The sequence below is a fragment of the Caulobacter sp. GW822-FHT07D08 genome, assembly GCF_058798735.1.
On record NZ_JBXAKU010000001.1, the window covers coordinates 351,330 to 371,762 of the forward strand.

Below are 20,433 nucleotides of genomic sequence, written 5' to 3' on the forward strand. Positions count from 1 at the left end.
GGGGCGGTTTGCGCGCCTAAAATAGACACTTGCGTTACGAGACTAAAAGGACAATTCTCGCGTCATGGGCCGGTTAAGAGCCCTTAAATCAGAGGGGGAGCGCTTCATAGGGGCTTTCATGGGTGTCGCCGCGCTGGCCGCCGCGATCCCGTGATCCAGTAAATGCCTTTCTGTTATGCAAGCGATTTGCCAGCGGGCCTCGGCCGTCGCGAGCACGACACCGCCCTATCAGCGCGCCACCCCCTCGAGCCGCAACCACCCGGGCTTGCCCGGTCATCAACACAAGGGACTCCAAGACCGATTGATCGGCGCAGGTCCCCGGGGAGGAATGACATGCATCTCAAGAGATCCGCTTCCATCATCGCGCTGATCGCGGGCGTCGGACTGGGCGCGCCCGCGCTCGCGGCTTCGGCCGACCAGACCGCGCCGCAGAACACCCTCGAGGAACTGATCGTCACCGCGCAAAAGCGCGAAGTGAACCTGCAGCAGGCGCCGCTTTCGATCTCGGCCGTCGGCGGCGAGACCCTGGCGCGCGACAAGATCATGAACTCCGAGGACCTGGGCCACGCCACGGTCGGTCTGTCCTTCACCCAGAACTCGCCCCAGGCGCTGGAACTGAACATCCGCGGCGTCGTCAACACCCGCCTGTCGGCCCCGACCGCCGACCAGTCGGTCTCGACCTTCGTCGACGACGTCTATGTCAGCCGCTCGGGCAACCTGAACACGTCTTTCTACGACATCGACCGGGTCGAGCTGATCCGAGGACCGCAGGGCGTGGTGCTGGGCAAGAACGTCGCCGGCGGCGCCATCAGCGTCATCTCGGCCGCGCCACAGTTTGACTATAGCGGTCAGGTGGCCGTGACCTTCGGCAACTACAACCTGCAACAGACCGCCGGCCACGTGACCGGTCCGATCACCAGCAACCTGGCGGGCCGCCTGTCGTTCCAGACGATCAACCACTCCGGCTACGCCAAGGACATCCTGCACGACGTCGATCTGGAGGACCTGGACTCCAAGCAGATCCGCGGCCAGCTGCTCTACAGGCCCGAAGGCAGCGACCTGCGCGTCCGTTTCATCGCCGACTACAACTGGGACACCAGCAACGGTCCCAACCGCGTGGGCATGGGCGAGACGACCTGCACCACGCCGACCCAGTGCTTCGCGCCCTGGTACAAGGCCCGCCTGGCCATCGCCGCCCTGCGCGGTGGTCTCTCCATCCGCGAGAGCCTGCCGATGTGGCCGCAGTTCAAGGGCGACGCCGCCCCGACCCGTCAGCGCGTGCAGCACGAGTCGGCCAGCTTCATCCTGAAGATCGACAAGGACATCTTCCCGGATGTCGGCTTCACCTCGGTGACCGGCTATCGCGGCGGCCAGGCGTTCACGCTGTACGATCAGTCGGGCGTCGGTCCGACCAACGGCTATGGCGTCGTCACCCCGCTGCTGTTCGCCGAGCCGGTGAACTTCGTCGAGGACATCGCCCAGTTCACCCAGGAAGTGCGCCTGACCTCGCACTATGACAACAGCCGGTTCGACTGGATCGTCGGCGGCTTCTATCTGCACAACAAGGTGCGCCAGACCAACCGCTTCTGGGGCGAGAGCACGGTCCTGCCTTCGCTGTCGGGCGAAAGCTACTGGGATGACCACGGCCTGAACCGCGACATCGCCGTCTTCGCCCAGCTCGGCTACAAGTTCACGGACACGGTGAAGCTGGAAGCCGGCGTCCGCTATACGCGCGACAAGAAGAGCGGCGCCCAGGAGGGCAGGGCGATCGCCCTGGGCGACAAGCTGAACCCCAACGACAAGGTCCCGCTGACCCCGCTGACCGACGCGAACGGCTTCCTCACGCCCTATGCCGAGAAGTGGTCGAAGGTCACCCCGCAGGCCACCCTGACCTGGACGCCGAACGGGGACTTCATGGCCTATGCCACGGTCTCGGTGGGCTTCAAGGGCGGCGGCTTCCAGAACGACGCGCCCAACGCCTTCGCCGCGCAACAACCCTATCGGCCGGAGTCGGTCACCAACTACGAAGCCGGCTACAAGTGGGAGTTCATGGACCGCCGCGCGCGGTGGAACACCTCGGTGTTCTTCATGGACTACACCGACCTGCAGGTGCAGCGCACCGACGGCACCTGCCTGTGCAACGTGATTTCCAACGCCGGCGCCGCCGAGATCAAGGGCGTGGAGTCGGAGTTCCAGATCGCGCCCATGCGGGGCCTGCGCGTGTCCTTGGGCGGCTCGATCCTCGACGCCAAGTACACCGACTTCGTCGATCCGGTGACCAAGATCTCGTACAACGACAACTTCATGCAGCGGACGCCGAAGTACCAGCTGTCGGCCAGCGCCGAATATACGACCGCGGCCTTCGGGCTCGAGGACGCGCTGCACTTCAAGCTGGCCTACAAGAAGCAGGGCAAGATGTTCTGGGCGCCCGACACGGTCCAGTACGAGAAGCCCTACGGCCTGCTGGACGGTCGCATCAGCCTGTCGCCGGCGGACAAGCCGTGGGCGGTCTCGGTCTGGGGGCGCAACCTGACCGACAAGGTCTACCGCACCAACATCATCGACATCCTCGGCGATGCGGTGTCGTCGTTCGGCGCGCCGCGCACCTTCGGCGTCGAGCTCTCCACCAAGTTCTAACTCCCTATCCTGGCGCCGGCGGCCCTGGGGCTGTCCGGCGCCCTGCTTTTCGAGGGGCCGATGGGCGCGTTGTACTCCCGTTTGACCGAAGTCATCTCCGCCTGGCAGGCCAAGGATGTCGACAAGGTGCTGAGCTACATGTCCGAGGACATCGTCTGGCACTACGCCGCGCCGGCCTTGCCGCCGATCAGGGGCAAGGCGGCGGCGCGCAAGCTGCTGGTCAAGTTCCAGAGCGACATGCACGACATCCAGTGGCGGATCTTCAACCACGCCGAGACGGCCGACCGCCTGTTCCTGGAGGGCGTCGACGACTACCGCACGACCGACGGCAAGCGCATGGCCGTACCCTATGCCGGCGTTCTCGATTTCCGCGACGGCCTGATCACCGGCTGGCGCGACTATGTCGATCTGGCCGTCATCGCCCAGCAGAAGGCCGGCGAGCCGTTCACCGCCCAAGTGGATGCTCTGATCGGTCGGGAGGCCGTCGGATGAGCGGCCTGGCGCGACGCGATCTCGTGGGCCTGGGCGCGGCCCTTACCCTTCTTCCCATCACTTCAGCGGAGGGCGCTGGCATGGCCCGTCTCTATCCGGTCCTAGACGCCATCATCGCCGCCTGGCGCCGTCAGGACGTCGAGGGCGTGCTCGTCCACGTCACCGACGACATTATCTGGCGCAACTCGGGCGGCTTCGCCCCGGCGATCCGCGGCAAGGCGGCCATGCGCGAGGTGCTGGTGGCCATGGCGGCCAAGATCAAGACCAACCACTGGCGGATCTTCGACCACGCCGAGAACGACCATCGCCTGTTCATGGAAGGCGTCGACGAGTTCTGGTTCCACACCGGCGAGCACATCGCCATCCCCTATGCCGGCAGCCTGGAGTTCCGGGGCGACAAGGTCTGCGAGTGGCGCGAATATTTCGACGGCCGTCTCAGCCTGGCGATGAAGAACGGCGAGCCGCTCTCGGCCGAGGTCAAGGAAATGATCGGTCGCCCGGTCGCGGGCTAGGCGGGCGGCAGGACGGTCGTCAGGTCGGCCGGTCCCCCGCACTGATCGCAGATCATGCGCGGCTCGAGCACGGCGCCGCAGGTCCGGTGGCGCATGATCGTCGGCGGTCCGGCCTCGGTCGCCAGCCAGCGGTCGCCCCATCGGTTCAGCTCGATGATCAGCGGGTGCAGATCCTTGCCCTCGTCGGTCAGGCGATATTCCCAGCGCTCGGGCCGGGTCTGATAGAGCACGCGTTGCAGGATGCCCAGCTCGACCAGCCGTCCCAGGCGGTCGGTCAGGATGTTAGGCGCGATGGCCAGGGCTTCCTGGAAGTCCCCGAACCGCCGCCGGCCGGCGAAGGCCGAGGCGATCACATGGCTGGTCCAGCGGTCGCCCAGCACCTGGAAGGCGCGGTCCAGCATCGGATTGCCCTTGTTCAGCCCCTCCGACGGGACGATCGACCGACGCTGCGCGCGCGGCGGGGCCGAGGGTTCGTAGCCGGCGCCGGGACCAGGCTCGACAATGACATTGCGGACCGTCAGAGCCTCGCCGCAATGGCCGCAGGCCAGCACCGGCGTGAACTCCGCCCCACAGCTGTGGCGCAGGCGGTGGCCCGGATTGGTCGGATCGTAGAACCAGCGCTTCTCCCAGCCGATGATCGCCAGGGCGACGCTATAGAGGTCGCGGCCCATCTCGGTCAGCCGGTACTCGAACCAGTTGGGGCGTTCGGCATAGGGCGTGCGGACCATGACGCCGGCCGCCTGAAGGCGCTTGAGGCGGTCGGTCAGCAGGCTGCGGGCCAGACCGATGCGCGCCTGGAAGTCGTCGAACCGCCGGACCCGCTGGAAGGCCAGATAGAGGATCATCAGCGTCCAGCGATCCCCCACCACGTTCAGGGCCCGCGTGGCCGAATTGGCCTGCACCAACTGGTTCAGCGGGCGCGGGGAGATGGTTTCCGGCGGACTGTCTTCGGCCATGAGGTCCCGTATCTGGCGAGGGCGGCGGAAGGTCGATAGCCATCGCGCCGCCCTCTCTATCAAGCTCGCCGGCCGGCGCCCACTGTCGCGCGGGCGCGTTCATAGTCGGCGGCCAGGGACTCGACGATCGCGGCCAGTGGCTCGATCGCCTTGACCTCGCCGACGCCATGGCCGGCGGCCCAGACGTCGCGCCAGCGCTTGGCCGAGTCCTCGGGGCGACCCAGCTGGATCTCGGCGCGGCCCGTCAGGGAGGCCGGATCGTAGCCGGCCGCCAGCAGGCTCTGGCGCAGCCAGTTGGCCGGGATGCCGGTCAGGGCCGCGGAGGTGACGATGTCCTCGGCCCGCGAGTCGATCAGCATCTGCTTGTATTCCGGTTGGGCCATGCTCTCGGCGCAGGCGATCAGGCGGGTGCCCAGATAGGCCAGGTCCGCGCCCAGCGCCTGGGCCGCCAGGATCGCGCGGCCGCTGCCGATTCCGCCGCCCAGGACGATGGTTCCGTCGAACATCTCGCGCACCGCCGGCGCGAAGGCGAAGCCGGAGATCGGACCGGTGTGCCCGCCCGCGCCCGAGGCCACCAGGATCAGGCCGTCGACGCCCGCCGCCGCCGCCTTCTCCGCATGGGTCAGCGAGTTGACGTCCGCGAAGACCAGGCCGCCATAGCCATGGATCGCGTCGACCACGCCGGTGGGCGCGCCCAGGGCGGTGATCACAATCGGCGGTCTGTGCTTGAGCACCAGCTCCAGCTCCTCGTCCTTCCGGGCGTAGGAGCGGTGGACCATGATGTTGATCGCCCAGGGCGGCGCGTCGGCTGGCAGTTCGCGGCCGATCAGGCTCATCCAGGCGTCGAGGTCGTCCAGGGTCCGGGCGTTGTTGGCGGGGAAGGAGCCGATGATCCCGGCCCGGCAGGCGGCCAGCACCATGTCGGTTCCCGAGACCAGGAACATCGGCGCGGCGATCGCGGGGACCTTCAGGCGGTCGAGGATGTTGGCGGGAAGCACCATGCTCAGTCCGCCTTCGCCGGCTTGGGCGGCCACGGGAAGAAGCCCGAGGTGCGGCGCATATAGTCCTCGTAGTCGGGCTTGCGGCGGCGCATGCGGCCTTCGACGGTCGGCGCGCCGCTCCAGCGGGTCAGGGTGAAGACCAGCCAGATCGGGCCGATGATCGAGACCAGGCCTAGCTGCGTCTCGGCCGCGATCAGGAACAGGCCCCACCAGACACAGGCGTCGCCGAAGTAGTTGGGGTGGCGGGTGTAGCGCCACAGACCCTTGTCCATCACCTTGCCCGCGTTGCCGGGGGTCTTCTTGAAGCGCACCAACTGCCAGTCGGCCAGGCTCTCGAATAGCAGGCCGAACACCGCCAGGCCCGCGCCGACAAGGCCCAGAACACCCAGTTGCGTCGGCGTGTCGGCGATCTGACCCAGCTGGACGGGCAGGCAGACCATCCACAGCAGCGGCATCTGCAGCATGAACACCATGCGGAAGGCGGCGTGGGCGAAGCCCCAGCCGCGTTCCTCCTTGGCCTTGGCTAGCATCCGAACATAGCGGCCGTCGGGGCCGTGGTCGCGCCAACGCCACAGCATGTAGCCGCCCAGCCGCAGGGCCCAGGCGACGCAGAGGCCGGTCATGACCATCCGCCGCTGCGTGCCGCCGCCGGTCTGAAGGTAGGTGGCGATCGCCACCACCCCCATGCCCAGGCCCCAAAGGCTGTCGACGGGCGTGACGTCGCGCATCGCCACGCAGATGGCCCAGGCGGCCACGAACACGGCCAGGATGACCCCGGCGTTCACCAGCGGAATGAGAATATAGTCAGGCATCGCCTTCCCCCGTTCGGCGCGCCGCGGCGCGCGTCTTGATCTTTTTATGAAAGTGATTGGCGGCGCGAGGTCTGATCCGCGCGTCGCCCTTGCGTCAGGAAACGACCATCACCTCGGCGTCGGGATCGTCCGCGAACAGGCGCTCGACCTCGGCGGCCCGGCGGTCGATGACCGCCCGGCGGTTGATGGTGCCCTTGTCGGAGATCTCGTGGGCGTTGGGGCTGGGCGGCTCGCGCAGCACCAGGGCCCGACGCACGCGGGCCGCGCCGCCGGACTGGCTGCGGTTGAAGACCGCCAGGCCTTCCTCGAGAAGCGCGCGCGGCGCGTCGGGCTTGGCCCACAGCATCACGCCCAGATAGGGCCGGCCGTCGTCGCAGAGGACCAGATCGGTGACATGCGGCGACAGCGCCTTGAGCAGGCCGTCGCGCAGGGCGCCGCCATAGACCCAGGTCCCGCTCGACAGCTTGAACTCCTCGGCCGCGCGGCCGGCGAAGACCAGGCCCTGGGCGGGATCGCTGGGATCGTGGAACAGGGCGAGATCCCCGGTGCGGTAGAAGCCCTCCTCGTCGAAGGCCGCCGCCGTCTTTTCCGGCTCGTCGAGATAGCCGGCCGTGACCTGCGGACCCCTGACCCGGACCTCGTAGCGGTCGCCAACGGGCTGCAGCTTCACCAGCGCGCCCGGCGCGGGCAGGCCCAGGCCGACCTTGTCGGTCTCGAAGTGGATGACCATGAAGGCCGAGACGGTCTCGGTCATGCCGTAGCCGCTGGTCATCATGATCCGATGGCCGGTCTCGCGCACGGCCATGGCCTGGATGCGGTCATAGACCGTCTGGGACAGGCCGGCGCCGCCGTAGAGCATCAGGCGCATGTCCTTGAAGAAGGTCTTCCGCAGCACCGGATCCTGCTCCAGGGCGTCGGCCAGCATGGCGTAGCCCAGGGGCACGTTGTTGAAGTAGCGGACCGAGACGTCGCGCAGGTTCCGCACCGAGGCGTCGAACAGACCCGGCACGGGCTTGCCCTCGTCGACATGCAGCGTCCCGCCCTCCAGCAGGGTCGCGCGCAGGACGAAGGCCCCGGCGGCGTGATGCCAGGGCAGCCAGTCCAGCATGACATTGTCCCAGCCGGCCGCCTTGCCGATGGTCTGCATGCACTGGATGCTGTTGGCGGCCAGGTTCCGGAAGGTGATCGGCACCACCTTGGGCAGGCCGGTCGAGCCGGAGGTCAGCATCAGGGCGGCGCGGTCGTCGGGCTTCAGCGCCGCGATGCTGGCCGCCACCGTCGGCGTCGGCGTCGTGGCCAGGAGGTCGGCATAGGCGATCGAGGGCTTGGAGAGGTCGGCCGGGTTGGTGGTGACGATCACCGCCTCGCCCAGGTCCAGGTGTTCCAGCGCCGCCGCGCAGGCGCGGGTGTCCTCGGCGAAGATCACGGCCGGGCGGACCTTGGCGATGACGTGGGCCAGTCGGCCGAAGTCCCCGCCCAGCGCGGCGTAGGTGACGCTGACCGGGCAGACCGCTCGGCCCGAGGCCTGGGCCGCGAAGGTCATCACCGCGAAGGCGGCGCTGTTCGGGGCCAGCATCAGCACCGGCCCGGCGGGCGCGCCCAGCAGCCACTGCGTCGCCGCGTCCATGTCGCGCTTGAGGTCGGCATAGGAGACGTAGCGCCAGGCCTCGCCCTCGCGGAAGGCCAGGGCGGCCTTGTCGCCGCTCGTCGCCGCGCGCTCGGCGAAGGCGTCGGGCAGGTTGGCGTTGTAGGCCGCCAGCGGGATGCGCGAGGCGATCAGGATCGCCCCGTCGTCGCGGTGCGTCACGTCCAGGTCGATCGGCATCAGCTCGGCGGGGCGGAACGGCGCCAGCGTCTTGTCGAGCACGGCTTGGTCCATGGTCAGACTCCGACGACCAGGCTGACGGTCGTGGTCGTCGAGCCGCCGATATTGAGCGTCTGGCAGGTCTTGGCGCCCTCGACCTGGTAGTCGCCGGCGCGGCCCGTCACCTGCTTGAAGGCGTCGAGCGCCATGCGCACGCCGGTGGCGCCGACGGGGTGGCCCAGGCCGATCAGGCCGCCCGAGGGGTTGATTGGCAGGCGGCCGCCGATCTCGATGTCGCCGGCCTCGATCGCCTTCCAGGCCTCGCCCGGCGCGGTCAGGCCCAGGTGGTCGATGGCCATGTATTCGGTGGTGGTGAAGCAGTCGTGGGTCTCGACCACGTCGATCTGGCCAAGGTCCGTTACGCCGGCGCGGCGGCGGGCGTCCTCGATGGCGCGGCGCACCTGCGGGAACACATACGGCTGGTCGGCGCTGGCCCGCACCTTGGCCGAATAGGAGATCGGCGCCGAGCGGTGACCCCAGCCCTTGATCCGGGGCAGGCTCTCCAGCGGGACGCCCCGCTTGGCCGCGTACTCGGCGGCGCGCTTCTCCGAGGCCAGGAAGATCACGGCCGAGCCGTCGGTCACCTGGCCGCAGTCCTGCTTGCGCGTGCGGCCCTCGACCACCGGATTGGCCTCGTCGTCGGCGGTGAAGCTCTTGGCGTTGAAGGCCCACTGGCGGGTCTGGGCGTTGGGATTGCGCTTGGCGTTGGCGAAGTTGATCTCCGCGATCCGCATCAGGTGCTCGTACTTCAGGCCGTAGCGACGCTCATATTCCTCGGCCAGATCCGAGAAGGCCCGGGGCCAGACATAGGTTGCGTCGGCGAACTCGTGGCCGGTCCAGGCCGCAGCTCCGAGATACTCCGCCGCCGTCTGGCCGCTGACATTGCGCATCTGCTCCAGCCCGACCACGCAGGCCAGGTCGTAGCGGCCCGCCTCGATCTCGGCGCTGGCCGCCAGGATGGCGACGCTGCCCGAGGCGCAGGCGGCCTCGTGGCGCGCGGTCGGCAGGCCGTCGAAGTCGGGATGCACCAGGCCGAAGAAGCCGCCCAGCAGGCCCTGTCGGGCGAACAGCTCGCTGACGAAGTTACCGACGTGGCCGACCTCGATGTCCTTGGGATCCAGCCCGACGCTGTCGAGGCCCTGACCCACGACCTCGCTGAAGGCGTCCGCCAGGTCCATGTCCCGCCGGGCCCAGTTGCTGGCGAAATCGGTCTGCCAGCCGCCAAGTATGTAGACCATTGTCGTCTCCTCGCCGGGGCGGCTCGCCGGCCGCCGATTGTGATGGGTTCAGGCCGTCGGCCGCTCGTCCATGAAGGCGGCGAACGCCGCGTGGGCGTCGCCATAGGTTTCTCGCGGCTCGGCCGTGAGGGCGCGCGTCACCGCCGCGCCGATGTCGTCGTCGAGGGCCACGGGCGGGCCCTCCACCGCATAGGCCGCGCGCAGGCGTCCGCCGCCGGAGACCAGGGTCTGGCCCGAGACGTCGCACGCTTCGCTGACCAGCCAGGAGACCAGCGGCGCCACGTCGGCGGGATCCATGCGCCGCGCCAGGGCGCTGCTCAGGTGCGGCGTGGTCATGGCGGTGGCCGCGTAGGGGGCGATGGCGTTGATCAACAGGCCGCGCGGACGGCCCTCGACCGCCAGGCCCCGGACCAGTCCGATCAGCGCCGCTTTCGACGAGGCGTAGGCCGCCATGCCGTCGCCGCCATAGAGCCCCGCCGACGAGGCGCTGAGCACGATGCGGCCCGAGCCGGTCTCCGACAGCACCGGCCACGCGGCTTGAACCAGGCTCAGCGCCCCCTGGAAATTGATGTCGAAGATCGACTGGAAGGCCTCGGGGCTCTGGCGGTGCAGCCGGCAGGTCTGGGGCACGCCGGCGTTCGAGACGACGGCGTCGAGGCGACCGAAGGCGTCCAGCGCCTTGTCGACCAGGGCTCGCCCGGTCTCGGGGTTCTCGGCCTCGCCAAAGTCGGCGACGGCGCGGCCGCCGAGCGCCTGGATCTCCTTGACCACCTGCTGGGCGCTGGAAGGCTCGCTACGCACGGCCCAGCGGTTGTTGACCACGACCGCCGCGCCCTGGCGCGCCAGATCCAACGCGTAGGCGCGCCCGAGACCCTTGCCGGCCCCGGTGACGATGACGACGCGACCGGCGTGCGGACCGTCCTGATGGCTCATCCTTTCCTCCTTCGTTTGTCGTCGATCATTCCGCCGACGTGTATCTCGTTCAGTTTCAGGCCCTTCGCGCCGAGGCTCCGTCGAACGGGGTGGCCAGGGGGCGGGTCATGACGCCCGGCGGGGCCGCCACGACATGGGGGATGGCGTTGATCACGCTGCCGGCGACGGCCCACTGCTCGGCCGAGGTCGGGGTCTGGTCGCCGGGGCGCTTGTCCAGGTCGAGGGTGATGCGCACGCTGGGCTGGCCGGTCAGGCGCACGCTCCACAGGGAAGGGGCCTCGGTCTCCAGCTGCGCCGTCTCCATGAACCAGTGGATCGAGATGATCAGGTCGCGCCCGCCTTCAGCGCGGCCGATCCAGCGCCAGTTGACGTGGCCGATCGTTCCTTGCGCAATCGTACCCGCCGCGATGATGAGGTCCCGCGAGGCGCCGAACACGCGGTGGTCGGTGTCGATGCGCTCCAGCGTCAGGTTCAGCCGCTTGGCCAGGGCCGACAGGGCCTCGGCGTACATGCCGTTCAGCGACGAGGCAGGGCCCCAGTCGGGGTTGTTGGGATCGATCGACGCCGGATCGAGGCCAAAGCCCAGCACGCCGAAGACGTAGTCGGGACTGCGCACCGCGCGGCAGTCGACGCTCTCGATCACCTCGATCGCGTCCAGTTCAGAGCAGACGCCGCTGGCGACCGCCGCCAGCTGCTCGGCCGCGAAGCCCGGGTTCAGCCCCGCGCCCATCAGGGTCGAGCCGCCCTTGGCGCAAGCCGCTTCCAGGGCCGCGAGGCGTGCGCCGCCCCAGTGGCTGGGATCGCTGTAGCCGTTGATGCTGATGACGTTCTTGCCGCTGGCCAGCAGGGCCAGGATCTCGGCGTCGTGCGAGCCGTAGGGCGGGGCCAGGCGGGCGGCGTGGATCACCACGTCGGCGTCCAGCGCCAGGATCTCATCGATGTCGCGGGTGGCCAGCACGCCCGTCGCGCCGCGCCGGGCGATGTCGCCGGCGTCCCGGCCCGCCTTGGCCTCGCCATAGACATAGAGGCCCACGAGATCCGTCGACGGGTGGTCGATCACCGTCCGCAGGCAGCTCTTGCCTATGGCGCCCGTCGCCCATTGGATGACGCGATACGTCATGTCTCCTCCCTATTGAGGAGACCCTAACCCGGTAAGTCTCGTTATGAAAGTATGAAATCCACGACGGCTGCGCCTTTAGTGCGCGATTTCTGGCGCCCGCTGTTCGGCCTCGATGATCTCGAACGACACGTCGTGCGGCTCGACCGGCTGACCACAGCACGAGCAGGTCACGGCCGGCTCCAGCAGATGTCCGCCGACCTTGTGGCGCAGGATCAGCGGCGGCCCCTCGGGCGAGACGTAGTACTTGTCGCCCCACTGCAGCAGCATCAGCAGGACGGGGTAGTAGTCGAGGCCCTTGTCGGTCAGGCGGTATTCGAAGCGTTTGCCGGCCCGCTCGTGGGCGCGGATCACGCCCTGGGCGGTCAGCCAGGCCAGGCGCTCGGACAGGATGTTGGTCGCCATGGCGGTGTCGCGATGAATCTCGTCGAAGCGCCGCAGCCCCGTGAAGATCGAGCGCAGCACCAGGCTGGCCCAGCGGTCGCCGGTGATCTGGGCGACGTCGACCATCAGGCTGGACGACTCCTCGGCCGCGCCGCGCTGCTGGCGACGACGGCTGTAGAGCGGGACCATCCAGCCCACGCCGGGACCCTCGGCCCAGTCGACCTCGCGCGGATTGATCTCGTCGCCGCACTTCAGGCAGGTCGGGACCGGCTCGAACAGGTGGCCGCACGTCCGGTGGCGCAGGTTAAGCCGCAGCTTGGCGGGGTTGGTCGACCAGCGCCGCTCCCAGCGCAGCATCATCAGCGCCGGCCAGTAGAGGTCCAGGCCCTTGCGGGTCATCCGGTATTCGTAGCGCGGCGGATGGGTCGAATAGGCGCTCTTCTCCAGCACTTCGGCGGCCACCAGCTTCTTGAGGCGGTCGCTGAGCTTGGATTGCAGCAGGCCGGTGCGGTCGCGCAGGTCGTCGAAGCGTCGCGCGCCGATCCAGTTAGCCTCGAGGATCAGCAGCACCGCCGTGTCCCCGACGACCTCCAACGCGCGCCAGATCGAGCAAGTCCTGATGAATTTCGGCGCGCCCATTACTCCGCGTCCTGACCGTGACTAATCGCTGATCAGCGTCGCGGAACAGGTGCGGTTATGCAAGTCTCCAATGGGCTTAAGTAGCCGCCACGCCCGCGAGATCGCGCCGCACCACCTTGCCCAAGGCGTTGCGGGGCAGGGCGTCGACGATGCGCAGCTTCTCCGGCAGCTTGAAGGTGGCCAGCTCGCGCGACTTCAGGTGCGCGGTGAGGTCCTCCAGCGTCAGCGCCTTGTCCGGCCGCAGGGCGACGACCGCGCAGACGCGTTCGCCCAGGCGCTCGTCGGGATAGGCCGCGCAGCAGGCCTCACGGACGGCGGGGTGGCTCTCGATCAGCCCGTCCAGTTCGGCCGGCGAGATATTCAGCCCGCCGCGGATGATGATCTCCTTGCTGCGTCCGACGAAGCGATAGAAGCGATCGTCCGTGTCCGGTGCGATCTCGAACAGGTCGCCCGTGCGGAAGAAGCCCTGGTCGTCGAAGGCGGCCTTGGTCACCTCCGGCGCGTTCCAATAGCCGTCGAAGGTCATGGCCCCAGAGATTCGCAGTTCGCCCTCGCGGCCGGGGGCGACGATGTCCTCGCCGGTGGCCAGGTCGACCAGGCGGGTGCGAATCTTGCCCGGGAAGGTGGCCGGCCAGTCCACGCCCGGCGCGCCGAAGCGGGGGAAGTACATGGCCCGCTGCTCGGGATCGGGAATGGCGGCCGCCGTCGAGAACAGGGACGCGCCCTCGTTCGAGCCGAAGACGTTCATGATCGTCACGCCGTACTGTTCCTGCCAGCGGCGCACCATCCATGGCGGCAGGGGCGCGGAGCCCGAGCCCATGCAGCGCAGGTTGGAGAGGTCCAGGTTCGCGAGCAGCGCCTCGTTCTGCAGCAGCATGGTCAGCACCGCCGGCGGCGCGACGGTGTAGGCGATCTTCTCGTCCTGCATCTGTCGCAGGAACAGCGGCAGGTCGAAGGGATGGTGCTGGACCAGGCGGCCCCGACACAGCAGCCAGGTCATCACCATGCCGCCGATCGCGGCGATGTTGATCAGCGGGAAGGGGTTGAGGATGGCGTCGCCCGTCCGCAGTCCGGCGGCCTCGACCAGCGCCTCGCCATTCACCACCCAGTGGTCGTGGTGGCGCGGCACGCCCTTGGGCATGGCCTCGGTGCCAGAGGTCCAGCAGATGGTCAGGGCCTCGGCCGCATCGAGGTCGTCAGGCGAAGCGAAGGGCTCTGGGGGCGCCTTGGCGGCGAGGTGCGTCAGGCTAAGCGCGCCCTGGGTCGCGCTCTTCGACAGGGTGACGAGCTGGGCCGAGGTCGCGCCCTCGGCCCGCAAGCCGGCGATCATCGCCCCGTGGTCGAAGCCGTGGAAGCGGTCGAGCGTGATCACGACCTTGGGATCGATGCTGGGCAGGATCTGGCGCAGCTCGTGGGCGCGATAGGTCATGGCCAGCGGGCTGAGGATCGCGCCGATCCGCGCGCAGGCCAGGAAGCAGAGCACGCCCTCGACGATGTTGGGCAACTGGGTGGAGACGACGTCGCCACGCCCCACGCCCAGGTCGGCCAGCACATGGCACAGCGTGTCGACGCGGGCGTTGGCTTCCCGGAAGGTCAGGCTCTGCGGCGCCGAGTCCGTGAGCGCCATCCGGTTGGGGGCGTCGACCAGCGCGACCGCGTCGGGGCGGGCGTGGACGGCTTCGGCGAACAGCTGGTCGATGGTGCGTCCGCTCCACCAGCCCAGGCGGCGATATTCCGCGACACGCTCGGGGGGGCTTGGACGCACGGCTTCCTCCTGACGCGACGGGTCTTTCAGCCCTGGAGCCGTCGCCGCCTCTCAGGTCGCGTTCGTATTGTTATGCAAGTAACTTGCCTCGAGCTGACGACGTACGCAAGGCCCTCGCGGTGCGACGCGGGCCTTTTGATCCGAAGGGGCGGAGAGCGTGGCCGTCGTGGAAGCGACCGGATCGGCCGAACTTTCAAACGGCGCGGACAGGCGCGGTCGATCGTCGAACGATCAGGCTCAGACCCACGGACTTGGGCGGCATGGTCGCTCTACGCTCATTGATCATCATCAGGAGGTGCTCGGTCGCGGTCTTGGCCATGTCACGCAGCGGACGGCGGATCGTCGTCAGGCTGGGCGAGATCATCGAGGCCAGGTCCGCGTCGTCGAAGCCGGCGACCGACAGCTGGTAGGGCATCGAAACGCCCGCCTCGCGCGCCGTCTTGACGACCGCCGCGGCCATGGTGTCGTTGCAGGCGAAGATCGCGGTGGGCGGGCGCTCCAGCGCGAGCAGCGACTCGGCGGCGGCCAGGCCGCTCTCGAAGCCGTAGTCGCCCGGACGCAGCTCCACCTCCAGCGGCAGGCCCGAGGCGGTCAGGGCCGCGAGGAAGCCGGCCTTGCGCTCTTGCGCCGAGCGGAAGTGCGGCGGGCCTTCGATCATGGCGATACGTCGGTGGCCCAGGTCAAGAAGGTGGCGGGCCATTTCGCCGGTGGCCGCGCGCTCCTGGCTGATCAGCATGCTGGGGTAGCGCGGCGTCTCGAGCGAGGCGATGCCGACCGCCGGCACGCCGAGGGCTGACAGCCGTTCGGGAATGGCCGCGATCTCGGACGTGGGCGGCAGGACGATCAGGCCGTCGACGCGAGAGCGATGGACGAACCGCTCGATGTCCAGGGCCACGTTCGGGTCGCCGAAGCGCACCGGGTGGACGACCAGCTCATAGCCGTGCTGCGAGCAGACCTCGACGATGCCGCGCTGCAGGACGCCGATCACGTGGGCGTTGGGATCGTCCTGCACCACGGCGATCAGGTACGAGCGGCCCGAGGCCAGGGCGCGGGCCCGTGAGCTGGGGCTGTAGCCGAGATCCTTGATGATCGCCTGGACGGCCAGGCGGGTCTCGTCGCCGACCTTGGGCGAGTCGTTGAGCACCCGCGATACCGTCCGGATCGAGACGCCCGCCGCCCTGGCGACGTCGTCGATGGTCACCGCCATGCTCGCGGCCGGATCGATCCTCATCAGTTTCCCCCACGGCCCTTCGGCGCCGCGATTATGGATCGCGAACTGCCATGGCCAGCGCTGGCACGATAAGGCGCCAACGCTGGCATTGTCGATGCTACCGGTAACAAAATGTCGTTGACACCATCGCGATCGGCTTGCTTGTCTCCCGCCAGACCCGACGAACGGGCAGTGGGAGGGCGTGATGACGATGGATCGACGAGGGCTGATGCTGGGGGCCATGCTCGGCGGCGCCGCACTGGTTCCACCCCATGCCGCCCGCGCCGCGACGCCGGCTGGCCCCGCGCGAGGGCCCGCGCCGCATCTGTTCAGCGTCCGCGACTTCGGCGCCGTCGGCGACGGGGCGACGATCGATTCGCCGGCCATCAACAAGGCCATCGACCACGTGGCGTCGCTGGGTGGCGGCGTGGTGCATTTCCCGCCCGGGACCTACGCCTGCTACACCCTGCGCCTGAAGAGCAACATCACCCTGCACCTGGGCGAGGGCGCCGTGATCCTGGCCGCCGCGCCCAATGGCGTCGCGCCGAACGGCTATGACGATCCTGGTCCTGGGGCGGGCAACGCCTTCCAAGACTACGGTCACAGCCACTGGAACAACAGTCTGATCTTCGGCGAGGGCCTGCACGACGTGTCCATCGTCGGGACGGGCCTGATCTGGGGCAAGGGCCTGACTCGCGGCCACCGTTTCCCCGACGATCCGCCGGACATCTCCGGCCCCGGCGTCGGCGACAAGGCCATCGCCCTGAAGAACTGCCGCAATGTGCTGCTGCGCGACTTCAAGATCCTGCAGGGCGGGTGGTTCGCGCTGCTGGCCACCGGCGTCGACAATATGACGATCGACAATCTGATCGTCGACACCAACCGCGACGGCCTGGACATCGACTGCTGCCGCAATGTCCGCGTCACCAACTGCACGATCAACTCGCCGTGGGACGACGGCATCTGCCCCAAGAGCTCGTTCGCCCTGGGCTATGCCCGTCCCACCGAGAACCTGACGATCTCCGACTGCCTCCTGACCGGCAATTACGAGATGGGCTCGGTGATCGACGGGACCTGGAAGAAGATGCCGCCGGGCTTCCACGGCTATGGCCGCATCAAGCTGGGCACGGAGTCGAACGGCGGCTTCAAGAACGTCACCATCACCAATTGCGTGTTCGACCACTGCTACGGCATCGCGCTGGAGACGATGGACGGGGCGCTGACCGAAGACATCGCCATCAGCAACATCACCATGCGCGGCCTGGGCTTCCCGCCGCTGTTCCTGCGCCTGGGCAGCCGGATGCGCGGCCCGGCCGGCGTTCCGGTCGGCAAGCTGCGGCGGATCACCATCCAGAACATCGTCAGCCATGGCGCGACGCCGCAGCCGTCGATCATCGCCGGCGTGGCCGGTCACCCGGTCGAGGACGTCAAGATCAGCGATGTCTACTTCCACTCGCAAGGCGGCGGTTCGGCAGAGCTGGCCAAGCGGCGTCCGCCCGAGGCCGACAAGGCCTATCCCGACCCGGACATGTTCGGCGACCTGCCGGCCAGCGGCTTCTTCATCCGCCACGCCCGCAATATCGAGATGAGCAATGTCGAGATCGTCACCGAGGCGGCGGACGCGCGTCCGGCCTTCTGGCTGAACGATGTCGAGGACATCGACCTCTTCCGGCTGCGCCTGCCCAAGGGGCCAAGCTTCCTGCTCGACCAGGTGACCGGCTTCCGGTCGTTCGGCAGTCGCTGGCTGCCCGATCGCCGGATCGACGAGACCACCACCCAATCGTTCTAGCGGGATGCCTGTGATGCGTGTGAAACGGCTGGGACTACTCGCCGCGACGGCTCTGGTCCTGGCCGGGCCGGCGCTCGCGGCGCCGAAGCCGCAGGGGGCTGCCGTCTATCGCAACCCGATCCTGCCGGCCGACTATTCGGACCCCGACGTTATCCGGGTGGGCGACACCTACTACCTGGTGGCGTCCAGCTTTCACTTCTCGCCGGGCGTGCCGATCCTGACCTCCAAGGACCTGGTCCACTGGACGATCGCCGGCCACGTCCTGCCCAAGCTGCCGTTCGCGCCGGAATACGACCTGCCGGGACCCGTCCCGACCAACGACGCCGGCGCGCGGATGCCGCGCGACCTGCGCACCTCTGGCCAGCGCTATGCCGGCGGGGTCTGGGCGCCGTCGATCCGGCATCACGACGGCAAGTTCTACGTCTATTTCGCCACCCCCTATGAGGGGATCTTCATGTCGACCGCGACCAAGGTCGACGGACCGTGGACCGCTCCCGTGGCGGTGGTGGCTGGGCCGGGCCTTGAGGATCCGTGCCCCTTCTGGGACGACGACGGTCAGGCCTATCTCGCCCACGGCAAGGTCGGCGCGGGGCCGCTGGTGCTGCATCGCATGGCCCCGGACGGCCAGTCGGTGCTCGACGAGGGCAAGGTCATCGTCGAGGACGCCAAGGCCCTGCCGGTGCTGGAGGGGCCAAAGCTCTACAAGCGCAATGGCTGGTACTACATCTTCGCGCCGATCGGCGGGGTCGATACCGGGCCGCAGGCGGCGATGCGGTCCAGGTCCATCTGGGGGCCGTACGAGCACCGCGAAGTGCTGGCCCCGGGCAAGAGCGACCTGAAGGGACCGCACCAGGGCGGCTGGGTAGAGACCCCCTCCGGCCAGGGCTGGTTCATCCACTTCAACAGCGCCGGCGCCTATGGCCGCATCGTCCACCTGCAGCCGCTGGTCTGGAAGGACGATTGGCCGTTCATCGGCGAGCCCATTCCCGGCGCGGGGCCGGACGCGCACGGCGGCCAGCCGGTCGCCCAGCACGCCATGCCCGATGTCGGCGGACGCTTCCCGGCCGTCTCGCCCCAGACCTCCGACGGCTTCTCGACCGCCAGGCTGGGACCGCAGTGGGAGTGGAACCACAATCCCGACGACCAACGCTGGAGCCTGACGGCGCGGCCCGGCTTCCTGCGCCTGACGGGCGGGCCGGCGGTCAATCTGGTCAGCGCCCGCAACACCCTGACCCAGTCACTGCAGAGCCGTTCGGCGATCATCACCGCGCGCCTCGACGCCAAGGGGCTGGTCGAGGGACAGCGGGCGGGCCTGGCCATGTTCGGCGCGGGGATCGGCGCCATCGGCGTGATCCACAAGGACGGCCAGAACCGCGTCGTCTTCTCGCTGCGGGGCGTCGACACCCTGGGTCCGGCGCTGCCGGCCGGCGTGGTCGACCTGCGGGTGGCCGTGGCGGACCAGGCCGCGAACTACAGCTATAGCCGCGACGGCGGCCGCACCTTCGTCAACATGGGCGGCGGGATCCTGCCGCGCTTCAGCTGGTGGAAGGGCGCGCGGCCGGCGCTGTTCAGCTATGGCGATCCGGCCCAGGTAGAGCCGGGCGTGGCCGACTTCGACTGGGTCGACGTCAGGTCGGTTGCGCGCTGAGCAGGGCGGGGGAGGGGACGCGCCGGCCATTGACCGTGACGCGTTCTAGTCTCAGCCCGTGGGTGTGCGTCACCACGCTGGCCTTGGTCACTCCGTCGAAGCGGCAGTCGCTGAGCACGATGTCGCCCAGCGGCGCGCCGGGCAGGCCTTGTAGATCGAGCACCTGGGCGGCGGCGCTGGCCCGCATCCGCTCGATCCGGACCTTGCGCAGCACCGGCGTGAAGCCACCGCGCGCGCCTTCTTCGTAGTTGAAATCGCAGATGATCGCCGCCCGGGCCACGCGGCCGACGGTGATGTCGCGGGCGTAGATGTCCTGGATGACCCCGCCGCGCATGGCGTTGTTCTTGAAGCGCAGGGCGTACCACAGGCCCTCGCTGTCCATGTGGCAGCGCTGGATGAAGACGTTCTCGACCCCGCCGGACACCTCGCTGCCGATCACCACCCCGCCGTGACCATCCTTCATCACGCAGTCCTGGATCAGGATGTTTCGGGTCGGCTTGGCCAGGCGACGGCCGTCGGCATTGCGGCCCGACTTGATGGCGATGCAGTCGTCGCCGCAGTCGAAGGTGCTGCGCTCGATCACCATGCCGTCGACGGACTCCGGGTCGCAGCCGTCGGTGTTGGGGCCGTGGCCGATCACCGTGACGTCGCGGACGGTCACGTTGCGGCAAAGCACCGGATGTAGCGTCCAGCACGGCGCATCGCGCAGGGTCACGCCCTCGACCAGGACGTTCGCGCAGTTCTGGAACTGCACCATCATCGGCCGCAGGTACGAGCCCTCGCCGAAGACGCGCTCGGCCACCGGCACGCCGCGCTCGGCCATGTCGAAGAGGGCTTCGCGGGCCTTGCGCTGGTTGGGCATGCCTGCGCGCCAGCCGAACTGCGGGCCGCTGCTCCACGACCACCAGGCCGGCCCCTGGCCGTCCAGCACGCCGCGCCCGGTGATCGCCACGTCGTGCTCGCCGTCGGCGAAGACCAGCGGCGAATAGTTCATCAGCTCTACCCCCTCCCAGCGCGTGGCGACGATCGGATAGCGGGCTGGGTCGGTGCTGAAGACCAGGGTCGCGCCCTTGGCGAGATGCAGCTCGACGCGGCTGCGCAGGCGGACGGCGCCGGTCGGCCAGCGCCCCGCCGGCACGAGCACGCGTCCGCCGCCGGCCGCCGCACAGGCCGCGATGGCCTTGGCGATCGCCGTGCTGGTCGCCTCGACATCGTCCTCGATCGCGCCGGCCGCCACGATGTTCCTGACTCGCGAGGGGAATACCGGTAAGTGGACGGATCGCTGGATGGCGCGGGCCTTGGACCAGTCGTCGGCCGCCTCGGCGAGGCCGGGCGCGGCCAGGGCCGCCATCAGCACAGCGCGTCGGGATAGATCCAGAACCGTCAAAACCGCCTCCTAAGCCACCATGCGGACGCTTCAGCGCCTCGCCGCCTCG

Annotated in this window: 16 protein-coding genes; 5 read left to right on the forward strand and 11 right to left on the reverse strand. The window is 68.8% G+C overall.

The annotated features are described in order from the left end of the window. Positions 1-333 precede the first annotated feature (333 nt). The 3 genes from AC1RJ9_RS01580 to AC1RJ9_RS01590 all read left to right on the forward strand — a co-directional run bounded on the left by AC1RJ9_RS01580 (position 334) and on the right by AC1RJ9_RS01590 (position 3,641). Entirely contained in the window at positions 334-2,637 is a 2,304-nt protein-coding gene (locus AC1RJ9_RS01580; protein WP_492835332.1) for a TonB-dependent receptor, read from the forward strand. Between the two features lie 81 nt (positions 2,638-2,718). Next, the gene (locus AC1RJ9_RS01585; protein WP_492835330.1) at positions 2,719-3,129 is read left to right on the forward strand and encodes a nuclear transport factor 2 family protein; all 411 of its coding nucleotides are present in this window, start codon (positions 2,719-2,721) and stop codon (positions 3,127-3,129) included. Positions 3,130-3,209: 80 nt separating this feature from the next. Beyond that, positions 3,210-3,641: a nuclear transport factor 2 family protein gene (locus AC1RJ9_RS01590; RefSeq protein WP_492835328.1), complete on the forward strand. Its 432-nt coding sequence runs from the start codon at positions 3,210-3,212 to the stop codon at positions 3,639-3,641. On the opposite strand, the gene AC1RJ9_RS01595 is transcribed toward AC1RJ9_RS01590, so the two are convergent. The 10 genes from AC1RJ9_RS01595 to AC1RJ9_RS01640 all read right to left on the reverse strand — a co-directional run bounded on the left by AC1RJ9_RS01595 (position 3,638) and on the right by AC1RJ9_RS01640 (position 15,581). Continuing rightward, complete coding sequence (locus AC1RJ9_RS01595) at positions 3,638-4,597, reverse strand: winged helix-turn-helix transcriptional regulator (protein ID WP_492835325.1); 960 nt, start codon at positions 4,595-4,597, stop codon at positions 3,638-3,640. The two genes, AC1RJ9_RS01590 and AC1RJ9_RS01595, sit on opposite strands and share 4 nt — an antisense overlap. A 59-nt stretch (positions 4,598-4,656) precedes the next feature. Then, the gene (locus AC1RJ9_RS01600) at positions 4,657-5,598 is read right to left on the reverse strand and encodes an NAD(P)H-dependent flavin oxidoreductase (protein ID WP_492835323.1); all 942 of its coding nucleotides are present in this window, start codon (positions 5,596-5,598) and stop codon (positions 4,657-4,659) included. A gap of 2 nt (positions 5,599-5,600) precedes the next feature. Beyond that, entirely contained in the window at positions 5,601-6,410 is an 810-nt protein-coding gene (locus AC1RJ9_RS01605; protein WP_492835321.1) for a DUF1295 domain-containing protein, read from the reverse strand. Between the two features lie 94 nt (positions 6,411-6,504). Further along, positions 6,505-8,289, reverse strand: coding sequence for an AMP-binding protein (locus tag AC1RJ9_RS01610; protein ID WP_492835319.1), 1,785 nt, complete (start codon positions 8,287-8,289; stop codon positions 6,505-6,507). 2 nt (positions 8,290-8,291) lie between these two features. Further along, on the reverse strand, positions 8,292-9,512 hold the full coding sequence (locus AC1RJ9_RS01615) for an acetyl-CoA acetyltransferase (RefSeq protein ID WP_492835317.1): 1,221 nt from the start codon (positions 9,510-9,512) through the stop codon (positions 8,292-8,294). Between the two features lie 48 nt (positions 9,513-9,560). Beyond that, the gene (locus AC1RJ9_RS01620) at positions 9,561-10,445 is read right to left on the reverse strand and encodes an SDR family NAD(P)-dependent oxidoreductase (protein ID WP_492835315.1); all 885 of its coding nucleotides are present in this window, start codon (positions 10,443-10,445) and stop codon (positions 9,561-9,563) included. A gap of 55 nt (positions 10,446-10,500) precedes the next feature. Beyond that, the gene (locus tag AC1RJ9_RS01625) at positions 10,501-11,565 is read right to left on the reverse strand and encodes an NAD(P)H-dependent amine dehydrogenase family protein (protein WP_492835313.1); all 1,065 of its coding nucleotides are present in this window, start codon (positions 11,563-11,565) and stop codon (positions 10,501-10,503) included. A 75-nt stretch (positions 11,566-11,640) separates the two neighbouring features. Next, positions 11,641-12,585 (reverse strand): winged helix-turn-helix transcriptional regulator, encoded by a 945-nt coding sequence (locus AC1RJ9_RS01630; protein ID WP_492835311.1) that lies wholly within the window; start codon positions 12,583-12,585, stop codon positions 11,641-11,643. Positions 12,586-12,661: 76 nt separating this feature from the next. Next, a complete protein-coding gene (locus AC1RJ9_RS01635; RefSeq protein ID WP_492835309.1) occupies positions 12,662-14,350 on the reverse strand; it encodes a class I adenylate-forming enzyme family protein in 1,689 nt (562 codons plus the stop codon). 193 nt (positions 14,351-14,543) lie between these two features. Further along, positions 14,544-15,581 (reverse strand): LacI family DNA-binding transcriptional regulator, encoded by a 1,038-nt coding sequence (locus AC1RJ9_RS01640; RefSeq protein ID WP_492835307.1) that lies wholly within the window; start codon positions 15,579-15,581, stop codon positions 14,544-14,546. A gap of 184 nt (positions 15,582-15,765) precedes the next feature. On the opposite strand from AC1RJ9_RS01640, the gene AC1RJ9_RS01645 reads away from it, so the two are divergent. Continuing rightward, positions 15,766-17,349 (forward strand): rhamnogalacturonidase, encoded by a 1,584-nt coding sequence (locus AC1RJ9_RS01645; RefSeq protein ID WP_492835305.1) that lies wholly within the window; start codon positions 15,766-15,768, stop codon positions 17,347-17,349. Between the two features lie 13 nt (positions 17,350-17,362). Then, on the forward strand, positions 17,363-18,997 hold the full coding sequence (locus AC1RJ9_RS01650; RefSeq protein ID WP_492835303.1) for a glycoside hydrolase family 43 protein: 1,635 nt from the start codon (positions 17,363-17,365) through the stop codon (positions 18,995-18,997). On the opposite strand, the gene AC1RJ9_RS01655 is transcribed toward AC1RJ9_RS01650, so the two are convergent. Further along, positions 18,978-20,384 (reverse strand): glycoside hydrolase family 28 protein, encoded by a 1,407-nt coding sequence (locus AC1RJ9_RS01655; RefSeq protein WP_492835301.1) that lies wholly within the window; start codon positions 20,382-20,384, stop codon positions 18,978-18,980. The genes AC1RJ9_RS01650 and AC1RJ9_RS01655 overlap by 20 nt on opposite strands. Positions 20,385-20,433 lie beyond the last annotated feature (49 nt).